The sequence below is a fragment of the Nocardia shimofusensis NBRC 100134 genome (assembly GCF_001613125.1).
In the GTDB taxonomy this organism is placed as follows: Bacteria; Actinomycetota; Actinomycetes; order Mycobacteriales; family Mycobacteriaceae; genus Nocardia; species Nocardia shimofusensis.
In genome coordinates, this window is sequence record NZ_BDBT01000006.1 from 230,398 (window position 1) to 249,435 (window position 19,038).

A 19,038-nucleotide genomic window follows, 5' to 3' on the forward strand; every position below is an offset into this window, starting at 1 on the left:
CTCGTCAGTAGCGATCTGGTGCGCGTCGGAGCCTATTGGTGTACGTTGCTGTCTGTCAATGGTGTGCAGGCCGCCTGCTCCGGGCGTGGCCGATGCGAAAGCAGGGGTGTGCGGTGACCGCTACCGATACCGAGATCGTCGTCAGATCGGCGGTGAAAGCCGATGTGCCCGAAATGGTGTCGATCCTCGACCGCGCCTTCGGCAGCGACGACCCGTTCGGCGAATACATGTTCCCCGACCCCGCGCGCAGGCCCCGCCACCAGCATCGGCTGCACCGCGCGATGCTGCGCCACCAATACCTGCCCAACGACGGCGCGCTCGTGGCCACCGTCGACGGCCGTGTCGCCGGCGTGGGCTTGTGGCAGAAACCGGACCACCGCTTCGGCCCGCTGCGCTACCTGGCCGCGATCCCCGAATTCGCCTGGGCCATGGGCTCGGCCGGTCCCCGTGTCCTGCGCATGGACGCCACCATGTCCGCCATCGCGACCGGACTGCCGCACTTCTTCGGCGTCAGCCTCGCGGTGGCCCCCGAGCAGCAACGCGGCGGGGTCGGACGCGCGTTGCTCGCGCACGTCATGGGCGAACTCGAACGTGCCGAGGCGCCCATGTTCGGACTCTGCAAGGACGGCAACGTCGCCTACTACGAGGCCGGTGGCGCGCTGCGGATCGGACGCGTCCGGCTCGGCCGTCGCGGCCCCGACGTCAACGTCATGATGTGGCTGCCGCGCAGTCTGCGCGCGAGCGGCGAATGAGCGAAGGAGCACGATCCGTGTCCGACATCGCGATCATCGGCATCGGCTGCCGCTACGGCGCAGGCATCGATTCACCGGAAACCTTCTGGGACTTCGTCATCGGCGGCGGCGACGCGGTCACCGACATCCCCGCCGACCGCTGGGACCACCGCCGCTTCTACGACCCGGACCGCCGCGCCCCCGGCCGCATGTACACCCGGCGCGCGGCCTTCCTCACCACCGACCCGTGGGCCTTCGACCCCGACTTCTTCGGCATCTCCCCGCGCGAGGCCACCGCCATGGACCCGCAGCAGCGCCTCGCCCTCGAAGTCGCCTGGGAAGCGCTCGACGACGCGGGCGTGGCCGGGCGCGCCACGGACGCACCGGTCGGCGTCTACCTCGGCGCGTTCACCCTCGACCAGCTCGCCGTCGGATTCACCGGCGCCGCACTGCCCCACATCGATATGCACTCCTCGGCGGGCGCGTCCTACACCATGCTGTCCAACCGCATCTCCTACGCCCTCGATCTCGCCGGTCCCAGCCTGACTGTCGACACCGCCTGCTCGTCGTCGCTGGTGGCACTGCACGCCGCCTGCCGGGCGCTCGCCGACGGCGACTGCGAGATGGCCCTGGCGGGCGGGGTCAACCTCATGCTGCAACCGGGCACCTTCGTGTCCATGTGCAAGGGCGGTTTCCTCGCCGAGGACGGCCGCAGCAAGTCCTTCGGCGCGAGCGCCGACGGCTACGGCCGCGGCGAGGGCGCGGGCATGGTCGTGCTCAAACCGCTGGCCGCCGCCGAACGCGACGGCGATCGCGTCTACGCGGTGCTCGAGGCGACCGGTGTCAACCAGGACGGCCGCACCACCGCCATCACCGTCCCCAACCCCGACGCCCAGCAACGCCTCGCCGACACCGTCCGCGCACGCGCGGGCAGGGCGCCGCACGAGATCGACTACGTCGAAGCCCACGGCACCGGCACCCCCGTCGGCGACCCCCTGGAACTGCGCGCCATCGGCCGCGCCTACGGCGCCGTCCCCGGCCGCACCCGCCCCCTCGGCGTCGGCTCGGTCAAAGCCACCCTCGGACACACCGAAGCCGCCGCCGGCATCGCGAGCGTCATCAAATCCGCCCTCGCCCTCACCCACCGCACCCTGCCCCCGCAAGGCTGGCTCGACGACGAACTCAACCCCGACCTCGACCTGGACGCCCTGAACCTGACGATCCAGACCCGCGCCGAACCGCCGACCGGGGACACACCGATGGTGGTGGCCGTCAACGGATTCGGCTACGGCGGCACCAACGCACACGCCATCCTGCGCGAGTATCGGCCCGGCCCTGTCACCGGGCGACACCTGTCCGGGCAGCCCACGGCCGCGCGGATCAGCGCCACTCACGCAGCAGCTCAGCAGACGCGGACCGAGCGTGCGGAGATCGGCCGCGCGGAGATCGGCCGCGCGGAGATCGAGCAGGCCGGCGTCGCACGGGCTGAGAGTGTGCGGGCCGAGCGTGCGGGGGCCGAGCGCGCGGGCGCCGAGACAGGGCAGCCCGAGGTCACGCCCGCTGCGCACGCGCGAAGCGCGCCTCCGTATGCCGCGAGTACGCAAGCCGGGGTCGCACACGCCCGGAACAAACCCGCCGCGATCGCCCGGGTGGTCGGCGGTGGAGTGTTGCCCCTGTCGGCGCGCAGCGAACAAGCCGTCCGTGATCTCGCCGCCGCGTTCGCCGGCGAACTGGAAGCCGGAGCCGACCCGGACCGGCTCGCCACGGCCGCGTGGACCCGGCGCGCGCACCACCCGTTCCGGCTCGGGATGCCCTTCACCGACACCGCGACCCTGATCACCGACCTGCGCGCCTTCGCCGCGGGCGAGGGCCGCGCACCCACCCGCACCGTCGCGACACCCGAGACCGGCATCGTCTTCGTCTACACCGGCATGGGCCCGCAATGGTGGGGGATGGCGCGCCGACTGCTCACCGAGAACGCGACATTCGCCGCGGCCGCCGAACGCGTCGACACCGTCTTCACCGCCCTCGCCGACTGGTCGATCCGCGCCGAACTCACCCGCCCCGAAGACCAGTCGCGCGTCACCGCCACCGAGATCGCCCAGCCCGCGAACTTCTTGGTCCAGGTGGCTCTCACCGAAACCCTGGCCGAACTCGGCATCCGGCCCGCCGCCGTCGTCGGCCACAGCGTCGGCGAGGTCTCGGCCGCCTACGTCACCGGCATGCTCTCCCTGACCGACGCGGTCACCGTCGCCTACCACCGCGCCCGGCTGCAAGCCCGCACCGCGGGCACGGGCGCCATGCTCGCCGTCGGCCTGCCCGCCGATCGGGCCCGCGAATTCACCGGCGAAGGCGTGGACATCGCCGCCGTCAACAGCCCGAACGCCACCACGCTGTCCGGCGCGGCCGACCGCCTCGACGAGATCGCCGAAACCCTCACCGCACAGGGCATATTCGCGCGCCGGCTACACGTCGAAGTCCCCTATCACAGCGCGCTCATGAATCCCATCCTCGACGAGCTGCGCACCGAGCTGGCCGGGCTGCAACCCCGTACACCCGCCGTCCCGCTCTACTCCACCGTCACCGGGGCCGCCGTCACCAGCGCGGACTGGGACGCGGACTACTGGTGCGCCAATGTCCGCGAACCGGTCCGCTTCGCCGATGCCGCCCGAACCCTGCTCGCCGACGGCGGGCGGGTCTTCCTCGAAGTCGGCCCCCACCCCGTCCTCGGCGCCAACCTCCGCGAAATCCTGCTGCAGACCGGCGAGAACGGCGCCACCGTGGCCACACTGGACCGCAAACAACCCGACGACTCGAGCCTGCGCCGCACCATCGCCGGCCTCTACGCCGCAGGCGCCCTCGACCTGCCCGCCCTGCTCGGCTCGGAACCCGCACCACACCAGCCGCTTCCGCGCTACCCGTGGCAACGCCGCCACTTGCGCTCGGACCTGCCCGAATTCACCCAGCAGCGCCACGGGACCCCCGGCATCCCCACCATGCTCGGCGACCCCGCCCTCGACGAGGACCACCGCTGGACCCTCCAGTTGGCCGCCGCCACCCTGCCCTGGCTCGACGACCACATCGTCGACGGGTCCCGCATGCTGCCCGGTGCCGCCTACCTCGACGCCGCTCTCAGCGCCGCCGCCGTCGAACGCTCCGCCGCCACCACCGCCCGCACCGCGCGATGCCGCGCCGCGGTCGAGGACGTGCGCTTCACCGCCCCCCTGATCATCGAGCCGGGCGACATTCCGATCTTCGATGTCCGGGTGGAGAAATCCACCGGCCGCCTCACCATCCGCTCGCGCCCCGCCCTCGGCGCGGTCTGGACCGAACACGCCACCGCCCGCCTGGTCGACGGCGACTACGAACCCGCCGAGATCATCGTTCCCGACACCACCACCATGACCCCCGCCGACCCGGCCCGGCTCTACGCCGATCTGCGTGCCACCGGCGTCGAGCACGGCCCCGCCTTCCAGCTGGTCCGGCGAGCATGGGTGGCCGGTGACACCGTCGTAGCGCACATCGTCGCCGCCGACAGGAGCGCTGCCGCCGACAGGAGCGCTGCCGCAGACACGAGCAGCGGCCTCGGTACGAGCACCGCTCTCGGCCCGAGGAGCGGGCCCGGAACGAACGCCGCCGACCCGAACATCGAGCTCGGCACCGGCACCGGATACTCCGGTCACCAGGCTCACCCCTGCGTCCTGGACGCCGCCTGGCAGATCGTGTCCCTCGGCGACGCGGGTGGCCCCGAACTCGACGGCGCGGTGATCCCGGTCGGCGCCGACGCGGTCCGCCAGTTCGCCGACCTCCCATCGCAGGTCGTCGTGATCGCCCACCTGACCGCCCCGCTACGCGCCGACATCACCGTCCTGGACAGCGAACACCACCCGGTCCTGCAGATCCTCGGCGCCCGCTTCCGCGCCGTCCCCTTCGGCGGCGGTGCACTCCGCACTCTCGAACCGCTCTACTACGAGGAACGCTGGACCCTGCTCGACCCGATCGCCACCGTCGAGCAGACCGGCCCCGCGCACACCCTGATCGTGCTGCTCCCCGGCGCCACCGCCGACCGCGTCACCCGCGCCGCCCGGCCGAGCGGAACCGTCGAAATCCTCGATGCCGCAAACCTCGTCGGCCCCGGCACGGGTCGCGGCCCCGCGCAGTCCACCGCATCGACGGCCGGCAGTTCGGCGACCACCCATTCCGCGGCCGGTCCCGTGGTCGCCGCGGAAACCACCCGCACGTCGGAAACACTTCCGGCTCCGAATTCCGCGGTCGGAGATCACTCGTCGGCGTCGCTCGGCACCGTCGCCGACATGAGCCGCGCAACCCCCGGTGTCGTCACCCACGTGGACGAGCCGATCGCCGAGCACCTGCGCACCCGCCTGCATACCGCGCACTCCCGCGACGGCATCGAACGCCTCCACGTCTGTGTCGTCGCGGGCACCGGCGACCCGGTGCCCGCACTGTGGCTGCTCAGCCGCCTCGCCCTGACCGTCGAGCGCTTCGCCGACGACATCAACCCCGAACCGCTGCCGCTCACCGGCGACGGCTCGCTCCACGTCAGCCTCGTCACCGAGCGCGCCTTCGTCCATCCCGACGACCCCACCGCTCCCGACCCCACCCACGCCGCCCTCGCCGGCGCCCGCCGCGTCCTGCTCAACGAACAACCTTCGCTGCGCTGGCGCCTGATCGACATCGACCCCGGCACCACCGATGCCGAACTCGCCGCCGAACTGCGCGTGCCCGGCGCCTTCGGAGCCGACGGCACCGACGAGATCTTCCTGCGTAACGGCCTGCGCTGGACCAGCATCGTCGAACGCGCCCTCCCCGAACGGACCGCCGCCCTGGACGTCGCCGCCCCGCTGCTCGACCTCGAGGCCAACTTCGCCCTCGACGTCCCCCGCTCGCGCGTCCTTTCCCAGCTCGGCTGGCGGCGCGCCGAACGCCGTGACCCCGGCCCGGGTGAAGTCGAAGTCCGGATGGCTGCCATCGGCCTCGGCTTCAAGGACCCGCTCAAGATCCTGGGCGTCCTCGACGAGAACGATCTCGCCGGAACACATTTCGGCACCTCGCCGGGCATGGAGGGGGCGGGCACGATCGTGCGCGTCGGGCCCGGCGTCTCCGGACTGTGTGTCGGCGACCGCGTCGGCCTGGCCTCGCCGGGCATGATCGAGCGCTACCACGTCACCAGCGCCGAGCTGGTCGGCCCGGCCGCCGACACCATCCGCCCCGAACTGTGCAGTTCCACGGTGTCGATGGTGACCGCCGAATACGCCCTGCTCGAGCTGGCGCGGGTCCGCCCCGGCGAGACGGTGCTCGTGCACGGCGCGGCGGGCGGTGTCGGCGCCTGCGCCATCCAGGTCGCGAAACTGCACGGCGCGAGGGTGATCGGCACCGCGGGCAGCGACGAACGCCGCGCCTACGCCCTCGACCAGGGCGCCGACGACGTGCTCGACTCCCGTTCACTGAACTTCGTCGACGACGTCCTCGGCCTCACCGGTGGACGCGGCGCCGACATCGTGCTCAGCACCGCACCGGGCGAGATCGTGCGCCAGAACTTCAAAGCCGTCGCCGAATTCGGGCGCATCGTCGAGATCGGGAAAGCCGACATCTACTCCGGCGGCGTGCTGGACCTGCGCAATTTCGACAAGAACATCGCCTACTTCTCCTTCGACCTCGACCGCATGCTCGCCCTGCGCCGCGGCGAGGTCATCGCCCGCGTCCAAGCCGTCAACGATCGCCTCGCCGAAGGCACCTATCGCCCGTTGCCCTACCACAGTTTCGGCGCCGACCAGGTCGGGGCGGCCTTCGAAGAAGCGCTGCGCTCCACCCGCCTGGGCCGCATCACCCTGGACCTGTCCACCCAGGCGCCCCCGGTCCGCCCCGCCGCCACCGAGGTGGCGGTCCACGCCGACGGCCGCTACCTCGTCACCGGCGGCCTCGGCGCGTTCGGTCTGGCCACCGCCCGCCGCCTGGTCGCGCAGGGCGCTCGCGGCCTGGTCCTGGTCGGTCGCGGCGGCGCCCGCACCGACAGCGCCCGCGACCAGGTGGACCGATGGCGCGCCGAGGGCATCGACGTGCGCGTCGAGCGCCTCGACATCACCGACCCCGTCGCGGTCACCGACCTCATCGCACGCACACACACCCCCGACCGGCCGCTGCGTGGCGTCTTCCACGCCGCGGGCGTGCTCGACGATCAGCGCATCACCACCATGAGCAGGGACAGCCTGGCCGCGGTCTTCGCCCCGAAACTCGACGGCGCCCGCGCACTGGCCGACGGGCTCGCCGCCGCCGCCGTCCGGCCGGACCTGATCGTGCTGTACTCCTCGGGCAGCGCCATCATGGGCGGCATCGGCCAATACTCCTACACCGCGGCCAATCTCGCGTTGCAGGCGATGGCGGAAGTGCTGGCCCGGCGGGGCGAGCGCGTGCTGTGCGTGGGCTGGGGCGCGATGTCCGGCGGTGGCATGGTCGACGCCGACGAAACCGTGCAACGCTACCTGCGCATCGCCGGTTTCGACGCCATCGACATGGACGCGGGCACCGGCTACCTCACCGAACTGCTGCGCCTGGGGGTTCGCACCGCGGCGGTCATCCCCGTCGAATGGGGCAAAGTCGTGCTCGCCGCCCCGCAACTGGCTCACACCGCACGCCTGGCGCACCTCATCGCCGATGCCGCCGAGGACAATTCGGCCGCCGCTCGCCTGCGCGCGGAGATCACCGCGCTCGAGGAAGTCCAGCGCGCCGCCGTCGTCGGCTACGTCCTGGCCGAACAACTCGCCGAAGTGATGGGCGTGGCCGCCGACTCCATCGATCTGTCGGTGCCGTTGCCCGAACTCGGCCTCGACTCGCTGATGGCCGTCGAATTCGGTGCGCTGGTCGGCAAAACCCTCGGTGTGGAGATGAACAGCATGCAACTGGGTCGCTCGTTCAGCCTCGCCCAAGCCGGTGCGCGCATCGCCGACCTCGTCGTCGGCGCGGACAGCACCGCGGGAGCGCGATGATGACCGCCGACAGCGCGAACGAACGCGACATCGCCCGCCGCCTGCTCGCCGGCGCCGACCCCACGGCCACGCGATCCGCCCGAGCCGTGCAGGCGGTCTCACCCGCGGTCCCCGACCGGCGCGGGCCCGCCATCCGCAGGCGCGGTCCCGGCAGGCAGTTCGCCGACCACCCCGCCGTGGTCGCCGCGCTCGAGAAACAGGCGGCCATCCAGCAGTTGATCGACACCACCGGACTGCCGCATCCGCTGTTCCTGTCCCCCGACGGCCACAACGGCGCGGTGATCCGTTCGCGCGGAAGCGAACTGGTCAACTACAGCTCCTACAACTACCTCGAACTCGCCCAGCACCCACGCGTCGTCCAGGCCGCCGACGACGCCGCGCGACGCTACGGCACCTCCGCCTCGGCCACCCGCATCGTCACCGGCGAGATCCCCCTCTACGGCGTGCTGGAACAGCGCCTCGCCGACATCTACGACACCGGCGCCGCCCTGGTCTGCTCCAGCGGATTCCTCACCAACGCCGCCGTCATCGGCTTCCTGCTCGGCGACCGCGACCTCGCCGTGTGCGATTCCCTCGCCCACGCCAGCCTGGTGGCGGGCACCCAGTGGGCAGGCTGCAAGCGAGTCGCTTTCCGCCACAACGACCCCGACTCCCTGACCGCCCTGCTGCGCTCCACCCGCCACCGCTACGACCGCGCCCTGGTCGTCCTCGAAGGCCACTACAGCATGGACGGCGACCTCGGCCGCATCACCGAACTCGCCGCCGTCGCCCACGAATACGACTGCGCCGTCCTGGTCGACGAAGCCCACGCCCTGGGCGTGCTCGGCCCGCACGGACTCGGCAGCGGCGAACACTTCGCCCTCCCGCCGGGAACGGTCGACCTGTGGGTGGGCAGCCTGTCGAAATCCCTCGGCAGCACCGGCGGATTCGTCGCCGGAGACAGCGAACTGGTGCGCGCGCTCAAATACGCCGCCCCCGGCCTAGCCCTCTACACCGCAGGCCCCTCCCCCGCCAATATCGCCGCCGTCTCGGCCGCGCTCGACGTGCTCGCCGACGAGCCCGACCGGCTGGCCCGGCTGTGGTCCAACGCGCTGCTGTTCACCGCCGCCCTGCACGAGCGCGGCATGGACCTCGCCGACTCCGAATCCACCCCCATCGTCCCGGTCATCGTCCCCGGCGAGATCCGCGCGGGCTACGCCTCCGCGGCTCTGCTGCAACGCGGCTACAACGCGGGCGCGATCCTGTCCCCCGTCGTGCCCGCGGGCACCGAACGCCTGCGGTTCTTCCTCACCAGCGAACACACCGAACGCCAATTGCTCGACACCGCCGACGAACTGGCCGACATCCTGCGCATCGTCGACCACATCCCCGACGTCGGCATCGGCGCCCCCGGAACCCCGACGGGTCTGGACGGACTACCGCCGCATCGAACCCGCCGCGCGTAGTCTCCCGGCGACATCCGGATCGTTGATCCCTGGGCGGCTGCCGTCGTCGGCATGTGGCTGCGGCGCAACAACACCAGAACGTGCCGGAACTGTGTGGATTCCCCATCCCCTTTTCAAGGTATAGCGCACAGGGGGGCTTGCCGCAAGACCCGGGTCGTGCCGCAGAATCGTCGAGCCAACGCCGCGACCTGTGTAAACACTCAGGTCCGCGGGGTGCGGGTTCCGCAGACGCGGGATACCCGACGCGCCTTGCCCACACGCAAGGCTCGGCAGGCAGACGACTCGTGACAGATGGGACTTCATGATCGACGTGATCATCGCAGGCGGCGGACCGACCGGCTTGATGCTGGCCGCCGAACTACGACTGCACGGACTGCGCACCGTGATCGTGGAAAGGGAGGCCGAGCCGACGAAGATCGTGCGCGCGGGCGGCCTGCACGCGCGCAGCATCGAGGTGATGGACCAGCGCGGCCTGCTCGAGCCCTTCCTCGAACTCGGGCAGAAATACACCGTCGGCGGCTTCTTCGCCGGCATCGATCAGCCCTGGCCCGAACGGATGGACACCTCTCACGCCTACGTCCTGGCGATCCCCCAACCCGCCGTCGAAAGACTCATGAACGAGCACGCGCTCGCGGTCGGTGCCGAGATCCGGCGCGGTTGTGAACTGGTCGGAATCGGCCAGGACACCGACGGGGTGTCCGCGGAACTGGCCGACGGCTCCCGGTTGCGCGCCCGCTACCTCGTCGGCTGCGACGGCGGCCGCAGCACCGTGCGCAAACTCCTCGGCATCGGCTTCCCCGGCGAACCCGCCAAGGTCGAGACCCTGCTCGGCGAGATGACGGTCACCGAATCGCCGGAGCAGGTGGCCGCCGTCGTCGCCGAAGTCCGCAAGACCCAGAAGCGATTCGGGCTGATGCCGTTGGAGGACGGCGTGTATCGCGTTGTGGTGCCAGCCGCGGGAGTCAGCGAGGACCGCTCGATCCCCCCGACGCTCGAGGATTTCCGTACCCAGCTCCGAGCGGTCGCGGGCACCGACTTCGGTGTGCACTCACCACGCTGGCTCTCGCGTTTCGGTGACGCCACCCGCCAGGCCGAACGCTACCGGGACGGGCGCGTCCTGCTGGCGGGCGACGCCGCCCACATCCACCCACCGACCGGCGGCCAAGGCCTCAACCTCGGCATCCAGGACGCCTTCAACCTCGGCTGGAAACTGGCCGCCGAGATCGCGGGCTGGGCGCCGCCCGGTCTGCTCGACACCTACGAAGCCGAACGTCACCCGGTGGCCGCCGACGTGCTCAACAACACCCGCGCCCAGATCGAGCTGATGTCCACCGAACCCGGACCGCAGGCGATCCGCACCGTGCTGACCGAGCTGATGCGATTCGAGGAGGTCAATCGCTACCTCATCGAGAAGGTCACCGCGATCTCGGTCCGCTACGACTTCGGCGAAGGCCACGAACTCCTCGGCCGCCGGATGCGCGACCTGCGACTGAAGGACGGCCGCCTCTACGAACTGATGCACACCGGTCGCGGGCTGCTGCTGGACCAGACCGGCCGCCTGTCGATCGACGGCTGGGCCGACCGGGTCGATCACGTCGTCGACGTGAGCGAAGAACTGAGCGCGCCGGCGGTGCTGCTGCGTCCCGACGGCCACGTGGCCTGGGCAGGCGAGGACCATCAGGACATGCACGCCCACCTGGCGCGGTGGTTCGGTGCACCGGCGCGCTGAGCGGTAGCGTCCGGCGGCCCGATCCGCACCATCAACGACCATCTGGCAAACGCACCGCATCCCACGGCACCCAATGCCGCAGCGTCGTCTCCGTCAGCTTGTTGCGGGTGCGGTAGTCCACCGCCACCTCCGCGTACCACGCCACGTAGTGACCGAGATGCAGTCGCACCCAACCGAATTGCGTGGCCGGCACCCACGGCTCCTGGAACCGTGGGTCCAGGCTGTTCGACGACACCCCGAGGCTCGGGCGGCCGGGCCCCGGCCGCGCGGGCAGCAACCACACCCGCTTCGGATCGATCAACACCGGCCGGGGCCGGGCCAGCCGACGGACAGCGGAGACCTCGCCCTCGCTCATAGTCGATCACCCGGCCCCGGCCCGCGACCCCGCACCGGACCCGCGTCCCGCAACACCACCGCAATCGAACACATGTTCCCATGATGGCACGTCTGGACGCGCAAGGCATCGCCCAGGGTTCGATATGGCCGGCGGGGGCGGTTCCGCCGGGTGAGAACCGCCGGTCAGCGCAGTTTGATCACCGACATATACATCTCGAGGATCGGCCGGTAGAGGTCGTGGTCGTCGAGTTTGCTCCCGAGCACGACCGAGTCGCTGGTGTGGATGAGGACATGGGCAAAGGTCAACGGCGGGATGAGCAGGGTCCCGCCGAATCGGTCCAAGCCCTCCACGACGAACTTGCCCAGCTCCTCGGCCACTTCCAGCCGCTTGGCGGCCACCCGCTCGCGTGCCTCGGGATTGCGGAGCAGATACAAGGTGAACTCGTAGCCCAAGGCCGCGTGCGCGGCGCCGCGGGCGCGGCTGAGCTCGCGCCAGCGTTGGGCGACCTTGTCGAGCTCGCGCGGTCCCACCTCGGTGCCCGCCAGCAGTATTTCGGCGAAATTGTCGAAGTAGCGACGCCAATGCCGGTCGCTCACCGCCAGGAAGAGGTCTTCCTTGGTGGGAAAGTGCTTGTAGATGGCGCCTTTGGTGTAACCCGCGGTATAGGCGATGTCGTCGAGAGTCGCTGCCGTGAAGCCTCTTTCGGCGAAGACCTCCTCCGCGGCGTCCAGGAGCAGCGAACGGGTGTGCTCGAGGCGCCGTTCCTTCGTCCAACGCTCAGCCATGCTGCCAACAATACGTGGTATTCAAGAACCCTCTCGCCATGCCGGATACCAGCCGGTTTCCTGAACGGTCGACCGCACGGGATCGGGCGCGCCACCAGGCCCACGCTCGCGTTGTCACGGGACCGGGACGGGGGCGGAGGGACCACCGAAGGGGGTGGGGATGGTCAGCGGACCGACAGGCACGGGGTCGGCGGTCTGGAAAGGATCACCCTGCGGCGGGCGTGGCACCGGATCATCAGGCGGGCGCGGGGCGTTGCGGGCGCCACGCGGCAGCAGGGTGGTGTCGGGATCGGCGCAGTCGGCGTGCAGGTAGGGCTGGGCGTAGTCGGGGACCGAACCGGGGCGTCGTGGCGTGTTGTAGTCGCAGGCGTAGCGAGGGTAGATGCTCGCCAGTGCCCAGACGCCGCCGTCGTGGAACGCCGAGGCCACGGCGTCGAGCGCCGATCCGGCCCGCTGCTGGGGAAAGAAGAACTCGGTGAGCGCGGGGATCCGGGAGTAGGCGACTTGGGAGACGGTGAGCAGGTTGCCCAGCAACTGGACCATCGTCGGTGAGTTCTCGGCGATGACGGCTTCTAGCGCCGACAGCATCGGCGGTGTCTGTGTGACCAGTTGCTCGTAGCCGCCGGTCATCGCGGACATGCCGCCGAGAGTGGCCGAAAGATCGGCCGCCGTGGATCGCAGAATCGGCGCCCCGTCGCTCAGGACGCCCAGCACCACTCTGCTGTTGTGGAGCAGGCTCACCGTCTGCGGCAGCACGGCGTCCAGCGTGGAGATCAGGAAGGTGCCGCCGTCGATGATCGCGGCCAGTTTGTCGGGACCGGCATGGCCGACCCCCAGTTCCCGAGATATCGCCGCGAGCTGGGCGGGATCGATCTGGGCAAGTGTGGCGCCGAGGCTTTCGAGCATGTCCGACAGCGGGACCGGGGTCGCGGTGCGGTCGACGGTGACGACATCACCGTCGGTGAGATAGGGGCCGCCATCGGTGGCGGGCAGGAAGTCCAGGTATTGCTCGCCCGCCGCGGACAGGCTCGCGACATGGACCTGACCGGAGGCGGGAATCCGGACCTGTTCGCCGATGGCGGCGACGGCGATCACCTTCTCACCGGCGACGTCGACGGCCTCGACGCGTCCGACGCGGACCCCGCGCACAGTGACGTCCTGGCCGGGAAGGAGTCCGCCGGATCGGTCCAGCTCGACGCGCACGCGATACGAGTTCTCGAGCGGAGTGATGCCGAGAGTGCCGAACAACAGAGAGCCGCTGCCGACCGCGAGGATGGCGAGCAGGCCGAGCAGCGACACCGCGAGCCGGTACCGGTGCGCGCGGCGGACGGCGCCGACCAGCACACGGGCGGGCGGCTCCCAGAGACTGCGGCGAGGTGAGCTGGTCATCGCGGCGTGCCTCCCAGACGGTCGCCCAAGCGGGTGAGCATGTGCTGTAGCGAGCCCACGAAAGCCGTCCAGTCCGTCGCGTCGGGCAGCCTGCCGCCGAGCGTGCCGGGGAATCCGGGGTCCGGGACGGCGCCGACAGCCACCTGTGCGACATCGACGTCGACGTGTCCGTTGGGACCGCTGATCATCTTCAGGACGATCGACAGCATGCTGTTGAGCTCGTCGAGGTCGGCTTCGGGATTGACGGCCGCGGCGCCGAGACCGGCGGCGAGCCGGTCGAGGTCGGCGGCCATGCTCGTCTGATTGGTGCCTTGAATACTGGGGAACCGTGCGAGCTGTGCGGTGACGGTGTGGATGCGGTCGACGAGGGTCGCGAAGGAGTCGGTGTTCTCGGCCAGAACCTGCATGGCGGGTCCGGCGGCGGCGACCGTGTCGGCGATTCCGGTGCGTTGTGCGGCGATGGTGGCGGTGAGGTCGGTGGCCGAGTGCAGGACCTCGGCGATCTGTTCGGATCGGGCGGCGAGCGTGCCCAGCAACGTCCGCGTCTGCTCGAGCAGCACCGCGAGTCGCTCGCCGCGACCACCGACGTGCTCGCCGAGTGCGGAAATCACCTCGGTGAGTGCGGAGATGGTGCCTCCACTCACCAGAAGCGATGCGCGAGTAAGCATTTCCTCGATGGTGCTGGCGGCCGAGGTCGACTCCAACGGAATCGCGCTGCCATCATCGAGCATCGCGGTCGCCGGGTCCGCGGCGGCGGGCGGGTTCATCGCGACGAACACATCGCCCATCGGCGTGGCCGACCTCAGCTCCGCGGACGTGCCGACGGGCAGGCGCACGGCCGCCGTGATGCGCAGCGTCACCACGGCGGTGTAGTCGCGCGCGGTCATGGAGTCGACTCGGCCGATGTCGGCGCCGTTGAGTTTCACCTTCGCCTCGGCCGGCAGATTGAGGGCATTGGCGAATGTCGCTGTCAGGGTGTAGGTCTCGCCACTGAGCTCTGGGGCAGGCAGCGGCAACCGGTCCAGGCCGGCGGCGCAGCCGGTGAGCGACACAGCGAGTGCGGCGGTGACGACGGTCATGCGAAACGGGCGCACCGACGGTGACAGTGGCGGCGTCATCGGCTGTGCACTTCCGCGAGTCCGGTCAGGATGGCGGTGATGCCGAAATCCGGTCCCATGTCCCGCAAGGTGCCGGTGGCGCAGCCCAGATCGGTCAACTGCAACAGATTGCAGATCTCCTTGATCATCTGGCCGTCGAGCAGGACCCGGTTCAGATCGACGCCCGCGCGCAACGCGCCGACATCGTGATCGATGGCGTTGTAGGCGTTGTCGGTGACCAGTGGGAAGACATCGAGGAATTCGGCGAGGTTGTAGTCGTAGGCGGCCAGCGATTCCGCCAGCGTGTCGGTGTCGCGGGCCAGAGCAGCGATGGTGCCCTGGTGGCGACGCAGGAGGTCGGCGACCTGGGAGATGATCCGGTTCAGCGCGGCGCCGGTCGATCCGGTGCCCAGGTGCTGCTCGGCCAGGAAATCGCTGAGCATCGCTACCCCGGAGCCGAATTCACGAAGCGTCGACTCGTTGCGTGCGGCGGCGGCGGTCATCGAGTCGAGGTTGGTGACGACGGTGGTGATGGCGTCGCGGGTGGCGGCGCCGTTGTCGGTTCCCTGTTCCAGTGCTCGTGCGAGCTCGCCGAGTGCGGAGCGGATCTCGGCGCCGTTGCCCGCGGTCCCCGCGGTGCCCAGGTCCATCAGGTCGGCGATCGGGCCCGAACCGTTGCCGTCGCCGCCCAGCGCGGTGGTCAGCTGCTGCGTCATCGCCAGCAGTGCGTCGAATTCGACCGGGGTCTTGGTTCGGGTGGTGTCCAGGACGGCGCCGTCGGGCAGGGTGGGCCCGCCTCGGTAGACCGGTGTCAGTTCGATGTGGCGGTCGGTGAGAACGGAGTCGGAGATCGTGACCGCCCGCACATCGGCGGGCAGCCGGATTCCGTCGTCGATGCTCATCTCGACTTCGACGTCGGTGCCGTGAGCGTCGATGCGCGTGATGCGGCCGACGCGCATACCCAGCACCGAGACCGGGTTGCCCTCGTAGAGGCCGTTGGCGTTGGCGAAATGGGCGGTGACGGTGGTGTTCTCGCCGCCTGCGCCGATCGAGCAGCCGACCGAACAGGCGGCGGTGAGTGCGACGACGGCGAGTTTCAGGGTCGAGAAGAGAACACTCATCGGCAGTCCTGGAGGTAGGGGGCTTGTCCTGCGGTGACGGCGGCGGCGCTGATGGCGCACATCCAGGAGTCGAAGAACGCGCCGTCGGGGATATTGGCGTTCAGTTCCGCGCCGGTGCCGGTGGCGTTGGCGAACAGGCGCCACGGGACCGGCAGGATCTGCAGGATGTTGCGCAGCAGGTCGTCGTGCCCGGCGATCATCGCGGTCATCTCGTGCAGGTCGGCGAGCAGTTGGTCGATCTCGTCGTGCTCGCCGACGACGATCGGCTCCAACTGCCGGACCAAGGAGGTGACGGCCTCCAGCAGCCGGCGCAGCGAGTCCTGGCGGGCGTCGATCTGCTGGAGCAGGGTGCGGCCCTGGCCGATCACCGCCGCGAGATCGGTCTGCTGGTCGCGCAGGACGGTGGTGACCTGGCCGGTGCTGGTGAGCAGCGCGCCGATCTGGTCGCGACGCTGCGCGATGACCGTCGACAGGGATCGGACGTCGCGCAGGACGCCGGGGATGAGCGCGGGCGTGCCGTCGAGCCCGCGTGAGAGCGCGGTCATCGATTCGGCGATCCGGTCGGCGTCGATCTGGTCGAACGTGCTCGTGACGTCCTGCAGTGCGGTCTCGAGGTCGTAGGGCACCGTGGTCTGCGACAGGGGGATCCGGTTGCCGGGAAGCTCGCCGACTCCGGTGGAGCGCAGTTCGACGTAGCGGGAGCCGAGCAGGGTGGTGAGTTCGATCGCGGCCTGTGTGTCGGCGCCGAGGGTGATCTCGTCGTTGTCGATCTTCATGGTGACCTCGACGCGGTCGCCGGCCAGTCGTGTGCCGGTCACCGTGCCCACGGGGATGCCTGCCCAGGTCACCGCGTCGCCCGCGCCGATTCCGGCGGCCTGGGCGAATTCGGCGTGGTAGGTCCGTGAGCCCAGGTGCAGCGAGTTGATCCCGATCGTCGCGACCAGCACCAGCACCAGCACGATGACGGCGGTGAGTCCCAGGCGCAGGGATGTATCGATATCGGTTGCCGCAGAATCTGTTTCACGTCGCGGCAGCAGCCGGGTGAGAGTGCGTGGTCGCCGGTGCATCGTCGTCATCTGCATATCGCCGAGTTCTGGGGTCGATGGGTGGGTGAGGAGACGCCCAGGACCTGCGAGATCACGGGATCGACTCCGGGGACGAGGCTGAATCCGATGTCGCAGACGTAGGCGTTGACCCAGGCGCCGCTGTCCACGGCCCGGGTCATGGCCTGTAGCACCAGCGGGATGTTGAATCCGAGGAAAGCGAAACGATCGCGGCCCTCGACGAAGTGGTGGGCGAATCCGGGTTCCCGGGCGATGAAGTCGGTCAGCGACGGGGCGGCGCCCGACACTGTGGCCGCGGCATCGGACACAACCGTCGCGATCCGGGAGGTCTGGTCGATCAGCAGATCACGGCGCGCTTCGAGGCCGTCGAAGATCTTGCGTGTCTGCTCGATCGTCGTCTGCATCGCGCCGCTCTGCCCGGCGAGTGTGGTCATGACCGCCGCGAGATTGTCGATGAGTGCGCCCAGTATCCGGTCGGATCCGTCGAAGGTCTGCGCCAGCGTCGCGGTCTGGCTGATCAAGGCGGCGACCGCGCCGTCGTCGCCTTGCAGGGCTCGGATCAGCGCGGCGGTCAGATCGTCGACGTCGCGGGGATCGAGCGTGCTGAACAGCGGCTGGAATCCGTCGAGCAGGCCGGACAGATCGAAGGAGGGGCGGGTGCGCTCCAGCGGGATCTGCGTGCCCGGTGCCAGGGGCGCGGGATCGCCGGTCTCGGACAGGCTCAGTCCGAGATAGCGTTGCCCGATCAGATTCTGGTAGGTCACCGAGGCCACGGTGTTGCCGTGGACGACCTGGTTTCGGTCGAGCCGGAAGGTGACCTCGGCGTGCGGTCCGTGGACGTCGATGGCATCGACCCGGCCCACCCGCACCCCGGCGACCCGGACGTCATCGCCCACCCGCAGTCCGGAGACATCGGTGAACACCGCGGAATAGGTGTGGGTGACGACCGTGACGTCGCGTTCCAAGGTCACATGGACCATCCAGGTCAGCAGACCGGCGACGAGCAGGAAGACGATCAGGACGGCGAGGTCGGGCTTGTGTTTCATCGCGGGGCTCCCGGTTCCGGCGGCGTGGGCGATGTCGTCGGGGCGGCGCCCTGGACGCCGGGGTCGGTGGGTGGATGTGCGAAGCCGAACAGTTCGGCGATCCCGGCGAATTCGGTGGGCAGGCCGAACTGTTCGCCGAGGCGTCGGCGTTGCTCGGGTGTGCCGGCCGGCACGTCGAGGCTGTCGATGACCGAAGGCTCGGCGGCGGGACCGTTGTGGCAGCTCGCCCCGGCCAGTTCGCCGTAGCGGGGGCAGTCGGTGCGGGTGTACTGCTTGTGGGGGGTGAGTTCGACGATGATTCGCGCTGTGCCGCTCTGGCTTTCGGCGTTCCAGAACTCGGTGTTGAATATCCGGGCCACGCGGGTCTGCGAGGTCGTCATCTGGACGAAGTTGTCGCTGCCCGCGGCGAGAATCCGCAGAACCGGCCCCAATCGGGCGGTGAGGTCGATGACGGAATCGGCTCGGTTGGTCAGCGCTGTGCCGACGGTCGTGGTGGTGGTGATGCCGCCGGTCAGCAATCGCGTCAACTGGAGCCGTTGCTCGGCCACGCCGCGCAGGGGGACGACCGCGTCGTGCAGCGCGGCCAGCAAGTCGGGTGCGGACTGCTGTAGCCCGTGCACTGCCTGCGCGAGTTCGACGAGCACCGAGGCGCCGTCGCCGGGATTCGCCTGCTCGTTGTAGGTGCGCACGATCCGCTCGAGCTGGGTCGCGGCTCGCCGCGCGTCCTCGCCACGGCCGCGGGTGGCTCGCTCGATGGTCTCGAGGATGCCGACGGTGGGATCGGAGTCCGGTCGCCCCACGGCGGCGACGATGCGGTTCAGAGCGGTCAGCGAGGTCTGCAGTTTCACCCCTGCGTCGCTGTGGTCCTCGGGGATCGACGCGCCTGCCGCGATGGCGGCTCCCGGACCGTTGTCCATGAGCTGGATCGACGGGACCGCGAACACATTGCTCGGGACCACACGCGCGGTCACGGTCGCCGGAATCCCGGCGGCGTGCTCGGGGATCAGATCGATACGCACGATGTTGGGCCTGCCGTCGGTGGCGGGGACGACCTCGCGGACGCTGCCGACCAGCACGCCGCGGTATTTCACATCGGACTTGGTGGGCAGTCCGTCCCCGACGTCGACCAGTGCGGCGGTCACCTCGACGGTGGGTGTGAACACTCCTTCGGAGCGGGCGATCATCGCCGCGGCGGCCGTGGTGATCACGACGAGCGCGATCACGCCACGCACGAACAAGCCGAGAGTGGTCAGATTCCTGTCGTCGGATTCGAACAGTATCGACATCGCG

12 protein-coding genes are annotated in these 19,038 nt (G+C 70.1%); 4 read left to right on the plus strand and 8 right to left on the minus strand.

What is annotated here, in order from left to right:
- Window positions 1-113 precede the first annotated feature (113 nt).
- From NS3_RS09285 to rox, 4 genes are all read left to right on the plus strand, one after another.
- The gene (locus tag NS3_RS09285) at window positions 114-752 is read left to right on the plus strand and encodes a GNAT family N-acetyltransferase (protein ID WP_067856752.1); all 639 of its coding nucleotides are present in this window, start codon (window positions 114-116) and stop codon (window positions 750-752) included.
- A 17-nt stretch (window positions 753-769) separates the two neighbouring features.
- Entirely contained in the window at window positions 770-7,735 is a 6,966-nt protein-coding gene (locus NS3_RS29975) for a type I polyketide synthase (protein WP_067856753.1), read from the plus strand.
- A complete protein-coding gene (locus NS3_RS09295; RefSeq protein WP_084495219.1) occupies window positions 7,735-9,180 on the plus strand; it encodes an aminotransferase class I/II-fold pyridoxal phosphate-dependent enzyme in 1,446 nt (481 codons plus the stop codon). The genes NS3_RS29975 and NS3_RS09295 overlap by 1 nt, the downstream gene beginning before the upstream one ends.
- A 301-nt stretch (window positions 9,181-9,481) precedes the next feature.
- Window positions 9,482-10,909: a rifampin monooxygenase gene (gene rox, locus NS3_RS09300; RefSeq protein WP_067856755.1), complete on the plus strand. Its 1,428-nt coding sequence runs from the start codon at window positions 9,482-9,484 to the stop codon at window positions 10,907-10,909.
- A 31-nt stretch (window positions 10,910-10,940) separates the two neighbouring features.
- Here the strand turns inward: rox and NS3_RS09305 are convergent, their stop codons facing one another.
- The 8 genes from NS3_RS09305 to NS3_RS09340 form a co-directional block, all read right to left on the minus strand.
- Window positions 10,941-11,264: a hypothetical protein gene (locus NS3_RS09305; protein ID WP_067856757.1), complete on the minus strand. Its 324-nt coding sequence runs from the start codon at window positions 11,262-11,264 to the stop codon at window positions 10,941-10,943.
- 164 nt (window positions 11,265-11,428) lie between these two features.
- A complete protein-coding gene (locus NS3_RS09310; protein WP_067856759.1) occupies window positions 11,429-12,031 on the minus strand; it encodes a TetR/AcrR family transcriptional regulator in 603 nt (200 codons plus the stop codon).
- 114 nt (window positions 12,032-12,145) lie between these two features.
- Window positions 12,146-13,420 (minus strand): MlaD family protein, encoded by a 1,275-nt coding sequence (locus NS3_RS09315; RefSeq protein WP_067856761.1) that lies wholly within the window; start codon window positions 13,418-13,420, stop codon window positions 12,146-12,148.
- Window positions 13,417-14,538: an MlaD family protein gene (locus NS3_RS09320; protein WP_084495221.1), complete on the minus strand. Its 1,122-nt coding sequence runs from the start codon at window positions 14,536-14,538 to the stop codon at window positions 13,417-13,419. Before NS3_RS09320 ends, NS3_RS09315 begins: the two co-directional genes overlap by 4 nt.
- Entirely contained in the window at window positions 14,535-15,638 is a 1,104-nt protein-coding gene (locus NS3_RS09325; protein WP_067856766.1) for an MCE family protein, read from the minus strand. Before NS3_RS09325 ends, NS3_RS09320 begins: the two co-directional genes overlap by 4 nt.
- On the minus strand, window positions 15,635-16,714 hold the full coding sequence (locus tag NS3_RS09330) for an MCE family protein (RefSeq protein WP_245649532.1): 1,080 nt from the start codon (window positions 16,712-16,714) through the stop codon (window positions 15,635-15,637). The genes NS3_RS09325 and NS3_RS09330 overlap by 4 nt, the downstream gene beginning before the upstream one ends.
- Window positions 16,711-17,748, minus strand: coding sequence for an MCE family protein (locus tag NS3_RS09335; RefSeq protein WP_067856768.1), 1,038 nt, complete (start codon window positions 17,746-17,748; stop codon window positions 16,711-16,713). The genes NS3_RS09330 and NS3_RS09335 overlap by 4 nt, the downstream gene beginning before the upstream one ends.
- Window positions 17,745-19,034 (minus strand): MlaD family protein, encoded by a 1,290-nt coding sequence (locus NS3_RS09340; protein ID WP_067856769.1) that lies wholly within the window; start codon window positions 19,032-19,034, stop codon window positions 17,745-17,747. Before NS3_RS09340 ends, NS3_RS09335 begins: the two co-directional genes overlap by 4 nt.
- Window positions 19,035-19,038: the final 4 nt, after the last annotated feature.